Genomic DNA, 13640 nt, shown 5'->3' on the forward strand with positions numbered 1-13640 from the left:
GGAGCATGACCACCGTGACCGAACCCCCGACGGGCACCGTCCCCGCCACCTCCGCCGTTCTCGCGTCCTCGGGCGAGCGGGTCGCCGCACCCCGCGGACGTCGAGCCCACACCCGCCGGCGCCACGGCATCGGCTTCTGGGCGGTCGCCTTCGCGTTCCTCGCGGTGATGGCGTTCGCCACCGTCCCCGCGCCGCTCTACGTGATCTACCAGGCGCGTGACGGGTTCCCGACCTTCACGACGACGGTGATCTTCGCGGCGTACGGGGTCGGGGTCGTCGGGTCGCTCTACCTGGCCGGGCACCTCAGCGACGTGCACGGACGGCGCCCGCTCATCCTGGTGTCCGTCGCCCTCGAGCTCGTCGCCGCCGTGCTGTTCCTGCTCTGGAACGACGTCACCGGGCTCATCGTCGCCCGACTCGTGACCGGCCTCGGCGTCGGGACGCTCACCGCGACCGCGACGGCACACCTCGGCGAGCTCCGGGTGCGGGCGACCGGTTCGTCCGACTCGGCGAAGGGCGCGAGTGTCGCCGCCGGCGCCGTGAACCTGGGCGGCCTGTCGCTCGGTGCACTCGTCGGCGGAGCGCTCGCCGAGTTCGTCGGGCAGCCGCTCATGGTCCCCTACGTCGTGTTCGTCGTCGCGCTGGCGATCGCGTTCGTGCTGGTGCTCGCCGCACCGGAGACGGTCGACCGGCCCGAGGCTCCCGTCGCCTACCGCCCGCAGCGCATGCAGGCTCCCGAGGGGCAGGGCGCCGCGTTCTGGGCCGCCGGCGCCGCGGCGTTCGCAGCGCTCGCCGTCCAGGGGCTCTTCACCTCGGTCGCACCGAGCTTCCTCGGCACCACGTTCCACGTCACCGACCGCCTCGCCGCCGGGGCCACGACGTTCGGGGTCTTCGCCGCGAGCGCGCTGTCGCAGATCGTGTTCGCCCGGCTGTCGCAGCGTGCGCAGATCCGGCTCGGCATGGTGCTGCTGGTCGTCGGGCTGGTCGTGCTGGCGGTCGCGGCCGTCGTGCTGCAGGTCGCGGGGTTCATCGGCGGCGGGGTCGTCGCGGGAGCCGGGGTCGGCCTGCTGTTCCGTGCCGCGATCGGCAGCGCCGGTGCCCTGGTCGGCCCGGAGCGTCGGGGCGGCGTGCTCGCGGCCGTCTTCCTCATCGCCTACGCCGGGCTCACGGTGCCGGTCGTGGCCGTCGGGGCGGCCCTGCTGGTGGTGCCGACCCTGCCCGTCCTGATCGGGTACGTGGTGGTCGTCGCCGTCCTGGCCGTCATCGCCGGCACCCGACTGGCCGCGCGCGCCTGACGCGCACCGGGCCTCCCGTCCGGCGCGCGCACCGGCCTGGAGGCTCGTCCCACCTCCGGCATACTGGGCCGGTGGCCCAGCAGAAGCGTTCCGTCATCACCGGCGTCGCGGCGGTACTGGCCGCCGGGCTCCTGGCCGGCGGCCTGTTCCTGACCGCCGAGCGGGGCGCCGAGGACCCGACGATCGTCGGGGGACAGTCGCCCGGGTCGACGCAGTCGTCGTCCGGTGCCGCTGGTGACGGCACCGTCACGATCACCCGGACCGGACCGGACATGCCCGGCAGCAGCGCGCTCGGCCGGTGCGACGCGACGACCCAGGCGGCCGTCGCGCAGTACGAGACCGAGGCCCTCGGCCGCGTGACCCTGCAGTGCGGCACCGCTGCCCAGGGCTACGAGCACATCCGGGTCCGGCACACCGCGGACTGGCAGGACGTCGTCACGGGCCACGGCTCGCGGGACTGGGACGACGCGATGCTCACGGCGGTGCAGACCGCGCTGGAGGACCCGCGCCCCGGGTTCCCGGTCGACGCCGGCGACGGCAAGGTCTGCTACGCCGCGCCCGTGCGGTTCGACGACGGTTCCCGCCCCGACGACGAGCCGTTCGTCAAGGTGATCGTCTCGGCCACCACCGACCGCGTGATCACGGCGTACCCCACCCGCACCGACGACTGCTGACGCGCGGGCGCTGCGCCGGGTGCCGCGACGCCGATCCGCGCGCGTTGCCGGTGCGACGATGCCGTTGTCGTACGACGTCGACCGTGTCGTTCCGGTGCCCGGTGCCCGGCGTCCGGTCCCCGCCGATGACCCGCGCGCGCTCGTTGCGACGATGTCGTCGTCGTACGACGTCGGCCCTGTCGTTCCGAGTCGGCACCCACACGCACCCGCCCTACGCGTGCACCTCGTGCTCGTGCCGCCGGTGCGACACCGGCTCCAACTGGAACGTCGAGTGCGCCACCGGCACGTCGAAGTGCTCCGCCACGCACTGCTGCAGCTCGTCGAGGATCGCCGGGGCGTGCGCCGTCGAGAAGCAGTGGTCGTCCACCACGACGTGCGCCGTCAGGTTCGGCACCCCGGTCGCCACGAGCGTCGCGTGCAGGTCGTGCACCGCGATCACGTGGTCGAGCTCGAGGATGTGCCCCCGCACCGCGTCGAGGTCGAGCCCCGGAGGTGTCGACTCGAGCAGAACGTTCGCGGTCTCGCGCAGCAGCCGGACCGCGCGCGGCAGGATGAGCAGCCCGATCAGGATCGCGGCGATCGAGTCGGCGCGTTCCCACCCGGTCAGCATCAGGACGATCGCGGCGACGATGACGGCGACCGAGCCGAGCGTGTCGTTGAGCACCTCGAGCCGCGCGGCCCGCGACGTGAACCCCTCGCCCGAGGCCCGCAGCAGCACGGCGTACGCCACCACGTTGCCGACGAGTCCGACGATGCCGAACACCAGCAGCGGTCCGGAGTGCACCTCGGCCGGCACGAACAGTCGCTGCACCGCCGAGATGATCACGTAGACCCCGACCGCCAGCAGGATCGCGGCCTGCGCGGTGGCGCCGAGGACCTCCGCGCGCTGGAACCCCCAGGTGCGCTGGGACGTGGGGACCCGACGGGCGAGTCGCGTCGCCACGAGCCCGATCCCCAGGCCGCCGGTGTCGACCACCATGTGCCCGGCGTCGACGAGCAGGGCGAGCGAGCCGGTGAGCACGGCACCCACGACCTCGGCGAGCAGGATCCCCGCCGAGATGCAGAACGCGATGAGCAGCGCGCGCTCCGAGGCGTGCCCGACGCCGTGCCCGTGGTCGTGTCCCATGTGCGACATCGTAGGGAACCGTGCCGACGGCGTGCCAGGATCGGGACCGTGACCCGGTCGCCCTACGAGCTGACGACACCGCCCGAGGTGCTGGCCCGGCTGCACCCGCGGCTCCGGACGTACTTCGGTGCGGTCCCGCCGGGTCACGTGGGCCGCGGCGAGGGGGTCTTCGCCGTCGTCGGCACGCCCCGCCGGTGGCTCTGGCCGCTGCTCGCGCTGTTCGCCCGCGATGCGGTGATGTTCCCGGTCTGGGAGCGGCAGGTCCCCTTCACGGTCGAGAACCGCGCGGCTCGCGTCCGCCGCGGGCCCGGCACCGGCCGGGAGGCCCGTCCCGCGGTCCGCGCGCACCGCACCTTCCACTTCCGCTCCGGCACCCGCACGATGGTGGACGCCATCACCGCCGGACCGGACGGGCTGGTCGACAACCTCGGTCGCCGTGGGCGCGTCAGCGCCCTGCTCCGGGCCGAGGTCGACGCCACCGGTCCGGACGCCGGTGCCCTGCGCCTGGTCTCCACGCGCGTGACGTTCCGTGCGCTGGGACGCGATCGGCGCCTCCCGGCCGTCGTCTCGCCGCGCGTGACGCTCGTGGAACGATTCGATGACGAAGCCGACCGGCAGCGCGTGTCCCTGGTGCTCTCGGCGCCGGTGCTCGGCACGCTGTACCGGTACGAGGGGGCGTTCCGGTACGAGATCGTGCCCGATGCCGGTCCGAGGAGGGGACGTTGATGGTCGAGCAGCAGCCGAAGGTCGTGATCGCGGGAGCGAGCGGGTTCGTGGGGCGGTACCTGCAGCGGGCGTTCGCCGACGAGGGCTACCGGGTCGTGACGATCGGGCGCACCGGCGACGCCGTGTGGGGCAACACGATGCGGATCCGCGACCTCGTCGACGGCGCCGCGATGGTCGTGAACATGGCGGGCAAGAGCGTCAACTGCCGCTACGGCCGCCGGAACCGTGCGGAGATCATGCGCTCCCGGGTGGACACCACGCTCGAGCTCGCCGAGGCCATCCGGACCTCGGAGCACCCGACCCCGCTGTGGGTGAACGCCTCGACGGCGACGATCTACCGGCACGCCGACGACCGCCCGCAGGACGAAGCGACGGGTGAGCTCGGCGAGGGCTTCTCGGTGTCCGTGGCACGGGCATGGGAGGGCGCGTTCTTCGGCGCCGACCTGCCCGCGACCCGGCGTGTGGCGCTTCGGATGGCCATCGTGTTCGGCGACGGCAGCGCGCTGGTCCCGCTGCTCCGGCTGGCGCAGGCGGGCCTCGGCGGACCGCAGTACGACGGGCCGTGGGTGCCGACGCGATCCCGGCTGCGCCACGGCACCTACCACCACCACCGGCACACGCACGGGCGGCAGCGCTTCAGCTGGGTGCACATCGAGGACGTGCTCGGCTCGGTCCGGTTCGTCCGCGACCACCCCGAGATCGACGGGCCGATCAACGTCTCGAGCCCGAACCCGTCGGACAACCGCACCGTGATGGCGACCCTGCGCGACGCCGTCGGGCGGCGGTTCGGCCTGCCGACGTGGCGGTGGATGCTCGAGCTCGGGTCGTTCGCGATCCGCACCGAGACCGAACTCGTGCTGAAGAGCCGGTGGGTGGTGCCGACGCGCCTGGTCGAGGCGGGCTACGAGTTCCGGTACCCGCACCTGCGCGGGGCGCTCGCCGGGATCATCGCCGAGCGTCGCCAGCACCGGGGCTGAGCGCCGGCTCCGGAACCGGCTCCGGCGTCGGTCTCGGGGCCGAGCCCCGCCGCGGCCCGCGGTCGCGCGCCGGTCGCGACGACCACAGCACGGCGGCGACGACGACCGCCCCGGCGAGCACCTCGACCAGGTCGGGCACCTCGCCGAAGGCTGCCCACGACGCGAGCACCCCGACGACGGGGACGAGCATCGAGAACGGTGCGACGGTGCTCGACGGGTAGGTCGCCAGCAGTCGCGACCAGATGCCGTAGCCCAGCAGTGTCGCGACGACCACGATGTACAGCAGGCCGAGGTCCGCGGGGAGCGCCCGTGCCGTGAACGCGGTGCCGAGCGCTGCACCGATGCGTTCCGGCCCCTCGACCACGAGCGACAGCACGGCCATCGGGACCGGCGGCACGACCGACCACCACAGGGTCAGGTGCAGCGGGTTCGCGGCCCCCGCCCGCCGCGTCGCGACGTTGCCGATCGCCCACCCGAGCGCCCCGCACAGCGCGAGCACGACGGGCAGCAGCGCGGCGGTCTGCGAACGGTGCAGGGCGATGAGCCCGAGGGCGGCGACGGCGACCGTCACGCCGACGACCTGCCGCCCGGTCAGCCGCTCGCGCAGGAACACCCCGGCGAGCACGACCGTGAGCGGCGCGGAGGCCTGCAGCACGAGCGAAGCCAGCCCCGACGGCATCCCGGACGCCATGCTGAGGTACAGGAACGAGAACTGCAGCACGCCGAGCCCGGTGCCGACGAGCAGCAGCCGCCCGAACGGGATCCGCGGCCGCGGCACGAACAGCAGCGTCGGGACCGCCAGGATCGTGAACCGCAGCGCCGCGAGCAGGAACGGCGGGAAGTGCTCGAGCGCCAGTGCCGTCGCCGGGAAGTTCAGCCCCCAGACCACGGCCACGACGACGGCGAGCAGGCGGTCACGAGCGGTCATGGTCCGATCGTCGCCGCTCGGACGTCGTAGGTCCATCGACAGCTTCCTCAGCGACGATGTAGGGTCCCTGGATGGTGGACTTCGACGCGCGGCTGCTCGCGGTCCTGCGCGAGCTCGCCGAACGCGGCAGTGTCACGGCCGTCGCCGAGGCCACCCACCGCACGCCGAGCGCTGTGTCCCAGCAGCTGCAGACCCTGCAACGGCAGGTCGGGGTGCCGTTGGTCGAGCGTGTCGGTCGCGGGGTGCGGCTGACCCCGGACGGCCGGGCCTTGGCAGCTCTGGCGTCCGGGGTCGCGACCGCCATCGCGCGGGTGGACGCCGCCTGGCAGGAGCACCTGGGCGGTAGGACCGGACCGGTGTCCCTGGCGATCTTCCCGTCGGCGGCGGAACTGCTGCTGCCCGGCGTGCTCACCCGGATGCAGGCGCACCCGGGCATCGCGCTGACCCTGGTCGACGTGGACGTGAGCGAGGGGGAGTTCGCCCCGCTCGCCGCAGACCACGACGTGGTCGTCGGGCACCGTTCGGACGGTGTCAGCCCGGCCGACCAGTGTGCTGTGGAGACCGTACCGCTGCTCCGGGAGCCCCTCGACGTGGCGGTGCCGCGCGGGCACACCCTGGCCGACCGAGCACGCGTGGGCATCGACGAGGTCGTCGGCGAGCGGTGGATCGGCGTGCCCGAGGGGTACCCCATCGACCGGGTCCTCACCGCGATGGCCGCGGCGACGGACACCCCGCCGAACGTCGCGTTCCGCACGATCCACCTGCCGGTGATCGAGAACCTGGTGGCGGCCGGACACGGCATCGCGCTCGTCCCGCGGTACACGTCGGGCACGCGGGCCGCCGGTCGCTTCCACCTGGCGGAGCTCGCCGACGTCCGCGCAGGCCGCCGCATCGAGGCACTCGTCCGGCCGGACCGTGCCGTCCGCCCCGTGGTGCGCACCGTCCTGGAGGCGCTGGTCGCCGTGGCCCTGGACGTCACCACCTGAGACGGTCGCGCCCACTGCCGGGCGCGGGCCGCGCCTCCAGGCCGCGCGTCAGCGCACCTGGAACGTCAGCGCCCCTGGGACGTCAGCGCCCCTGGAACGTCAGCGCACCTGGAACGGGGTGCCGAGCGGCAGACGCTCGGCCAGGGCAGTGATGTCGTCGTTGTGCATGCGGATGCAGCCGTGCGACGCCGCGGTCCCGATGCTGGACGTGTCGTCGGTGCCGTGCAGGCCGATCTGGCCCGGACCGCCACCGAACGAGTTGAGGACGTCCGAGAACGCCGTCGTGCCGTACGCGTACGGGCCGTAGCCGCTGTTCGTCGGCGCGAGCAGCTCGGTCAGGGCGTACCGGCCCGTCGGCGTCGGCGTGCCACCCGTGCCGGTCGCGACGGGGTAGGACTCGACGACCTTGCCGTCCCGGTACAGGTCGAGGGTGTTCGTCGAGCGCGTGACGACGATCGCGTACGGGTCCTCGGACAGGGCGACGGCGCTCGTCCGCACCCAGCCGGTGCTGCCGTTCGGGCGCTGCGCGAGCTGGACCTCGACCCAGCCCGCACGCTCGTCCACCACCCGGAGCACCAGGGGAGCACCCGATGCCTGCGGGTTGGACAGGGTCTGGGTGGTCGCGCCGCCGGGCTCCGCGCTGACCGGTACCTCGGCGCCGGTCGCGGCGGCGACGGTCGTGCTCGCCGGGGCATCCACGGCGTCGACGGGTGCGGCGGTCCGTGTCGCCTGCGGGGTGGGGCTCGGGGTCGGGGTGGCGGCGACGGACCGGGTGGGTGTCGGTGTCGGGGCTGCGGAGAGGGGGCCGAACGCGACGAACGCGACGGCCCCCGCGCAGACGAGGGCCACGGCGGCCGCGATCAGTGTCGCGCGCCGCCGTGGCTCGGTCGGGAGGATCGGCAAGATCAGCCCGTGAAGGTCGCCGTTCCGGGCACCGGCACGGCGACCGGCGCGGTGCCACCGGCAGCGTCGGCCGTCACGACGAGCGTCACCGTGGCGGTCTGTGCCGAGGACAGGCCGACGAGGCCCAGCACGTAGGTGCCGGCCGAGTTGACGAGGTCGGCGGGCAGCACGATCGTGCCGGAGACGTTGCCGTCGGCGTCGGCGCGGAACTGCACGCCGGGGATGGCGACGGCGTCGGCGGCGTCACCGATGGCGGCGGTGACGACCTCGTTGGGGGCGAAGCCCGAGCCCTGCACGCGGACACCGGTGGTGGTGGCCTCGGTCAGGCTCGCGGTCTCGGTGACCAGGCGCGCTGCGGCGGTGGGCTGCGGCGTGAAGTACGTCGTGGTGTCGTCGATGCGCAGGGCCGAGATCGAGCCGCTGGCGTCGGCGGCGAGGGGCTCGGCGTTGGAACCGAGCGGCGAGGACAGGCTCTCCAGCTCGCCACCGGGGACGGTCTCGACCGGCTCGCTCGGCGTGGGCGTGCCCTCGGTCGGGGCCGTGGTCGGCTCGTCGGTCGGGGCGGGGGTCTCGGTCGGCTCCTCCGTGGCGGGCGGCGGCGTGGTGATCTCGCCGGCGATGTCGATGCCGACGTAGACGACGTACCCGACGACCGTGGCGTCGGCGTCCTGCAGGTCGGCGGCCAACTCCGAGGTGGACTCGACCTCGCCGGTGGACGGGTCGATCCAGTTGTTGCGGCCTTCGTGGACACCCTCGTTGTTCGGAGCGTCCGTCGCGAAGACCACGGTCTCGGCGCTGGAGTCGCCGCCCTCGCGGATCGCGAGGCCGAAGGTGGTGGCCCCGGTGGTCGTGGCGCTGATCCCGGCGGCGAGCGCACCGAGGTTGCTCGGGGCGACCGGCTTGCTCAGACCGCGGACCAGGCCGACGGCCTCGCCCTCGGAGACGGACAGGCCGTCCTCGTCGAGCGTGGCGTGGTCGGTGATCTTCCCGCTGTTGCTCGGGTCGGACAACGACGCCCAGTACCACTCGTCGGTCAGCGGCACGGTGCCCTCGGGGGCTGCCGTGAAGTCGGACGCCGAGTCGGCCCAGGTGACGATGCGCGACGCGGCGGTGGCCTGCACGTCTGCGTTCGAGACGGCGGGGACGAGGGCGGCGGTGAGGCCGAGCACGCTGGCGCCGACGGCGGCCGCGGTGATGCGAGAACGAAGCACGGTGTGGAGATCCATCCGGTCGGTGGACAGGGTGCATCCACTGCGACGCCCCCCGTACTGAGATGTACTCAGTACGTCGAACCTACTCAGTTCCTCAGCATTCCGCGACCCCCCGTTTCCCGCGGCGGCCCGGACCAGGCGGCGGCGTACCGGGCGGGCTCGGCGCCGCCCGGTCCGCGCTGCTCAGACGTCCAGGTGGTCGACCAGCTCGTCCGCCAGACCGGTGTACGTCGCGGGCGTGAGGTTCGTCAGCCGGGCCTTCGCGCCGTCGGAGATGTCCAGGCGGTTCACGAACGCGACGAGGTCCTGCTGGCTCACCCGCTTGCCGCGGGTGAGCTCCTTGAGCATCGCGTAGGGGTCCTCGATGTTCGACTGCCCGGCGGTGACCTCGGCGCGGATGACGGTCTGGATGGCCTCGGCGAGCACCTCCCAGTTGTGGTCGAGGTCGTCGGCCAGACGTGCCTCGTTCACGGCGATCTCACCGAGCCCGCGGCGCAGGTTGTCGAGCGCGAGCAGCGAGTGTCCGAACGCGACGCCGATGTTCCGCTGCGTCGTGGAGTCGGTCAGGTCGCGCTGCAGGCGGCTCGTCACGAGGGTCTCGGACAGCGTCGAGAACAGTGCCGACGAGATCTCGAGGTTCGCCTCGGCGTTCTCGAACTTGATCGGGTTGATCTTGTGCGGCATCGTCGACGACCCGGTGGCGCCGGCGACCGGGATCTGCGTGAAGTACCCCATCGAGATGTAGGTCCACACGTCGGTCGCCAGGTTGTGCAGGATCCGGTTGGCGTGCCGTACCCGGTCGTACAGCTCGGCCTGCCAGTCGTGCGACTCGATCTGCGTGGTGAGCGGGTTCCACGTCAGGCCGAGGCCCTCGACGAACTCGCGGGACAGCGCGGGCCAGTCGGCCTCGGGGTCCGCGGCGAGGTGCGCCGAGAACGTGCCGGTCGCGCCGGAGAACTTGCCGAGGTACTCGCCGCCCTCGATCTGCGCCAGGACCCGCTCGAGCCGGTAGACGACGACCGCGAGCTCCTTGCCGAGCGTGGTCGGGGTCGCCGGCTGGCCGTGCGTGTGGGACAGCATCGGCACGCTCTTCAGCTCGACGGCGAGCGTGCGCAGCTTCTCGAGCACGGCTCGGAAGGCGGGCAGCCAGACCTGCTCCACGGTGTCCCGCACGGTGAGCGCGTAGGACAGGTTGTTGACGTCCTCGCTGGTGGCGGCGAAGTGGGTGAGCTCCGCGATCGCGTCGAGCCCGAGCTCGGACAGGCGACGGCGCACGAAGTACTCGACGGCCTTCACGTCGTGCCGCGTCGTCGCCTCGATCTCGGCGAGCTCCGCGATCTGGTCCTGGCCGAAGGTCTCGGCGATGCGGCGCAGCGCGGCCTTGTCGTCGACGCTGAGCGGTGAGGTGGTGAACATCGCGTGGTCGGTCAGGAAGACGAGCCACTCGACCTCGACCACGATGCGAGCACGGTTGAGCCCGGCCTCGGACAGGTGCTCGCCCACCGTGTGCACGATCGGGTAGTACCGCCCGTCGAGCGGGCTGATCGGCTGCGGGGGAAGGGGGGTCATGGGGCTCCCTGACGGACTGCCGGCTCGAGCTGGTGGAAGAGCGCCCGGCAGGCCCGTTCGACGGTCGAGAGCACTCGGTCGAACTCGTGTCGGTCCGCGTAGTACGGATCCGGCACGTCGGTCTGCTGGGGCCAGGCGGCGTCGTACCGCAACAGGAGCGTCACCTTGGCGGAGTCGTCCATGGTCGGGGCCCACGAACGCAGGATGCGCTCGTGGGAGCGGTCGAGTGCGACCACCAGGTCGAGGTCCGGGAACCGGTCCGGGTCGAACTGACGGGCGCGATGCCTGCTGCCATCGTATCCGCGCGCTGCCAGGGCGGCGATCGTCCGCTCGTCGGCCGGTTCACCGACGTGCCAGTCCCCGGTGCCGGCCGACTCCACCTGGAACCGGTCGGCGAGACCCGCGTCGGCGGCGATCTGTGCGAACACGACGCCGGCCATCGGGGAGCGGCAGATGTTGCCGCTGCAGACGAACGAGACGCGGAACGGGGCGTCGACGTCCTGGGTCATGAGCACATCATGACGCAGGGCGGTGTCCTCCGCGAGGTCCGCCCGGGTCACGCCCGCTGGCGGTTGAGCACCGGGCGCGCGACGAGCCCGATCAGCCACGCGAAGACCGCGAGCACGAAGGCGCCGACGATGCCCCACCCGAACGAGTCGACCTCGAGCCCGAAGCCGAACGCCTCGGAGATGCCCGCGACGATGAGCAGCAGCACGGCGTTCACCACGAACGAGATGAGGCCGAGGGTCAGGATGTAGATCGGGAACGCGACGATGCGGATGATCGTGCCGATGACCGCGTTCACGAGCCCGAACACGAACGCCACGAGCAGGAAGGTGAGGACGGTCGCGGTGGTGTCACCGTCGCCGAACGGGGTGACGGAGACCCCGCTGACGATGAGCGTGGTGAGCCAGAGCGCGACGGCGTTGACGACGAGGCGGACGAGGAATCGCATGCACTCATGATGCCCTCGTTCCCCGCACGCGTGCCGGTAGCCTGGGCCGGTGAGCGAGCAGCGTGTGCACATCCGCCCGGAGGTCGCGGTCCTCCCCGCCTACAAGCAGGGACGACAGGCGGCCGCGTCCGCGTTCAAGCTGTCGAGCAACGAGAACCCGTTCCCGCCGCTCCCCGGCGTGGTCGAGGCCGTGCAGGCGCAGACCGCGTACAACCGCTACCCCGATGCCACCGCCCTGGCCGTGCGCGCCGTCCTCGCCGAGCGCTTCGGTGTCACGGCGGACCAGGTGCACGTCGCCCCGGGCAGCGTGGCGATCCTGCACGAGCTCGCCCGCGCGACCTCCGGCCCGGGTGACGAGGTCGTGTACGCGTGGCGCTCGTTCGAGGCGTACCCCGGTGTCGTGACGGTCGCGGGGGCGACGAGCGTGCCGGTGCCGAACCGTGCCGACGGCGGCCACGACCTCGACGCCATGGCCGCCGCGGTGACCGACCGCACGCGCATGGTGATCGTCTGCTCGCCGAACAACCCGACCGGGCCGGTCGTGACCGCCGACGAGTTCGACGCGTTCATGGCCGCGGTGCCGCGATCGGTGCTGGTCGTGCTCGACGAGGCATACGCCGAGTTCGTGACCGACGAGTCCGCCGTGCACGGGCACCCGTTGCTCGCCGCGCACCCGAACCTCGTGGTCCTCCGCACCTTCTCGAAGGCGTACGGCCTCGCCGGCCTGCGCGTCGGGTACGCACTCGGCCCGCAGTACGTGCTCGACGCCGTCCGCGCCTGCGCCATCCCGCTCTCGGTGACCGCCCAGGGCCAGGCCGCCGCACTCGCCAGCCTGGAACGCGAGGACGAACTGCTCGCCCGCGTCGCCGAGCTGGCGACCCTGCGGGACCGGCTGGTCGGCGAGCTCCGCGCCCAGGGCTGGGCCGTGCCCGACGCCCAGGGCAACTTCCTGTGGCTGCCGACGGGGGAGCGGACCGCCGCAGCGGCCGCCGCGTTCGAGGAGGCCGGCATCATCGTCCGGGCCTTCCCACCGGAGGGCGTCCGCATCTCCATCGGGGAGCACGAGGCTGTGGAAACGCTCCTCGAAACCGCACGCTCGCTTGTGGGGGACCTCCAGGTGGCCGACTGATGGCTGGCGCTACGCTGGCCCGCATGTCATTCCGCGCCGCGGCTCCCGCGACGACCACCGTCCGGCTCCTCGATCCCGAGGGTCGGTTCGTGGAGACCGACGAGAACGCCGAGTTCGCCGCAGCAGCGCGTGCGATCCCGGACGAGACCCTGCTGGCGATGCACCGCCGCATGGTCCTCACCCGTCGGTTCGACCACGCCGGCCACAACCTGCAGCGCACCGGCCAGCTCGGCCTGTGGGTGCCCAGCCACGGGCAGGAGGCCGCCCAGACCGGTTCCGCCTTCGCCCTCCGCGCCCAGGACCACGTGTTCCCGTCGTACCGCGAGCACGCCGTCACGATGCACCGCGGCGTCGAGCCGATGGAGATCATCGCGATGTACCGCGGTCAGACCCACGGCGGGTGGGACCCGGACCAGCGCGGCAACACCCACATCTCCACCCTGGTGATCGGCTCGCAGACGCTGCACGCCACCGGGTACGCGCTCGGCCAGAAGCTCGACGGCGACGTCGGCACGGGCGACCCCGACCGCGACGCCTGCTCGATCGTCTACTTCGGTGACGGTGCGACCAGCCAGGGCGACGTGAACGAGGCCTTCGTGTTCTCGGCGTCGACGCAGGCCCCCGTCGTCTTCTTCCTGCAGAACAACCACTGGGCCATCTCGGTGCCGGTGTCGGTGCAGTCGCCGACGCCGCTCGTCGACCGCCCGCGCGGCTTCGGGATCCCGAGCGTCCTCATCGACGGCAACGACATCCTGGCGTCGTACACGGCCTCGGTCGTCGCGACCGACCACGCCCGCAGCGGTCAGGGCCCGGCCTTCATCGAGGCCGACACCTACCGGATCGGTGCGCACACCAGCTCCGACGACCCGAGCCGGTACCGCGGCGAGGACGAGCTGAACGCCTGGGTCGAGCGCGACCCGATCGTCCGCTCGGCCGCGTACCTGCGCAGCAAGGGCGTCACGGACGAGCAGTTCGCCGCGTTCGACGAGGAGGGCGAGGACATCGCCGCCGACGTCCGCCGCCGGACCGTCGCCCTCACCGCCCCCTCCACGGACGTCATGTTCGACAGCGTCTACCGCGAGCCGCACCCGCTGGTCGCCGAGCAGAAGGCCTGGCTCGAACAGTACGAGGCCGGCTTCGAAGGAGGCGCCCACGCATGAG

14 protein-coding genes are annotated in these 13640 nt (G+C 72.7%); 7 read left to right on the forward strand and 7 right to left on the reverse strand.

The annotated features are described in order from the left end of the window. Positions 1–5: 5 nt before the first annotated feature. Positions 6–1295, forward strand: coding sequence for an MFS transporter (locus I8920_RS01700; protein WP_198657485.1), 1290 nt, complete (start codon positions 6–8; stop codon positions 1293–1295). Positions 1296–1366: 71 nt separating this feature from the next. After that, positions 1367–1969 carry a hypothetical protein gene (locus tag I8920_RS01705; RefSeq protein WP_198657486.1) on the forward strand — a complete coding sequence of 201 codons (603 nt, stop codon included), beginning with the start codon at positions 1367–1369 and terminating at the stop codon, positions 1967–1969. A 211-nt stretch (positions 1970–2180) separates the two neighbouring features. Here I8920_RS01705 and I8920_RS01710 read toward each other — a convergent pair whose 3' ends face one another. Continuing rightward, the gene (locus I8920_RS01710; RefSeq protein WP_198657487.1) at positions 2181–3095 is read right to left on the reverse strand and encodes a cation diffusion facilitator family transporter; all 915 of its coding nucleotides are present in this window, start codon (positions 3093–3095) and stop codon (positions 2181–2183) included. A gap of 48 nt (positions 3096–3143) precedes the next feature. On the opposite strand from I8920_RS01710, the gene I8920_RS01715 reads away from it, so the two are divergent. Then, positions 3144–3821, forward strand: coding sequence for a DUF4166 domain-containing protein (locus I8920_RS01715; protein WP_198657488.1), 678 nt, complete (start codon positions 3144–3146; stop codon positions 3819–3821). Further along, entirely contained in the window at positions 3821–4798 is a 978-nt protein-coding gene (locus I8920_RS01720) for an epimerase (protein ID WP_198657489.1), read from the forward strand. Before I8920_RS01715 ends, I8920_RS01720 begins: the two co-directional genes overlap by 1 nt. On the opposite strand, the gene I8920_RS01725 is transcribed toward I8920_RS01720, so the two are convergent. Next, entirely contained in the window at positions 4767–5726 is a 960-nt protein-coding gene (locus I8920_RS01725; protein WP_198657490.1) for an EamA family transporter, read from the reverse strand. The two genes, I8920_RS01720 and I8920_RS01725, sit on opposite strands and share 32 nt — an antisense overlap. A gap of 71 nt (positions 5727–5797) precedes the next feature. On the opposite strand from I8920_RS01725, the gene I8920_RS01730 reads away from it, so the two are divergent. Further along, entirely contained in the window at positions 5798–6712 is a 915-nt protein-coding gene (locus I8920_RS01730; RefSeq protein ID WP_198657491.1) for a LysR family transcriptional regulator, read from the forward strand. A 99-nt stretch (positions 6713–6811) separates the two neighbouring features. Here I8920_RS01730 and I8920_RS01735 read toward each other — a convergent pair whose 3' ends face one another. The 5 genes from I8920_RS01735 to I8920_RS01755 form a co-directional block, all read right to left on the reverse strand. Then, a complete protein-coding gene (locus tag I8920_RS01735) occupies positions 6812–7615 on the reverse strand; it encodes a L,D-transpeptidase (RefSeq protein WP_232832785.1) in 804 nt (267 codons plus the stop codon). A 2-nt stretch (positions 7616–7617) separates the two neighbouring features. Beyond that, a complete protein-coding gene (locus I8920_RS01740; protein WP_198657492.1) occupies positions 7618–8826 on the reverse strand; it encodes a hypothetical protein in 1209 nt (402 codons plus the stop codon). Positions 8827–9009: 183 nt separating this feature from the next. After that, a complete protein-coding gene (gene purB / locus I8920_RS01745) occupies positions 9010–10395 on the reverse strand; it encodes an adenylosuccinate lyase (RefSeq protein WP_198657493.1) in 1386 nt (461 codons plus the stop codon). After that, complete coding sequence (locus I8920_RS01750; protein WP_111110721.1) at positions 10392–10904, reverse strand: low molecular weight protein-tyrosine-phosphatase; 513 nt, start codon at positions 10902–10904, stop codon at positions 10392–10394. Before I8920_RS01750 ends, purB begins: the two co-directional genes overlap by 4 nt. A 47-nt stretch (positions 10905–10951) precedes the next feature. After that, on the reverse strand, positions 10952–11350 hold the full coding sequence (locus tag I8920_RS01755; protein ID WP_198657494.1) for a phage holin family protein: 399 nt from the start codon (positions 11348–11350) through the stop codon (positions 10952–10954). A gap of 49 nt (positions 11351–11399) precedes the next feature. Here I8920_RS01755 and I8920_RS01760 point away from each other — a divergent pair, with 49 nt between their 5' ends. Further along, positions 11400–12479: a histidinol-phosphate transaminase gene (locus I8920_RS01760; RefSeq protein WP_198657495.1), complete on the forward strand. Its 1080-nt coding sequence runs from the start codon at positions 11400–11402 to the stop codon at positions 12477–12479. A gap of 23 nt (positions 12480–12502) precedes the next feature. Further along, positions 12503–13639, forward strand: coding sequence for a thiamine pyrophosphate-dependent enzyme (locus tag I8920_RS01765; protein ID WP_198657496.1), 1137 nt, complete (start codon positions 12503–12505; stop codon positions 13637–13639). Position 13640: the final 1 nt, after the last annotated feature.

The organism is Curtobacterium sp. YC1, from assembly GCF_016267665.1.
Lineage (GTDB): Bacteria > Actinomycetota > Actinomycetes > Actinomycetales > Microbacteriaceae > Curtobacterium.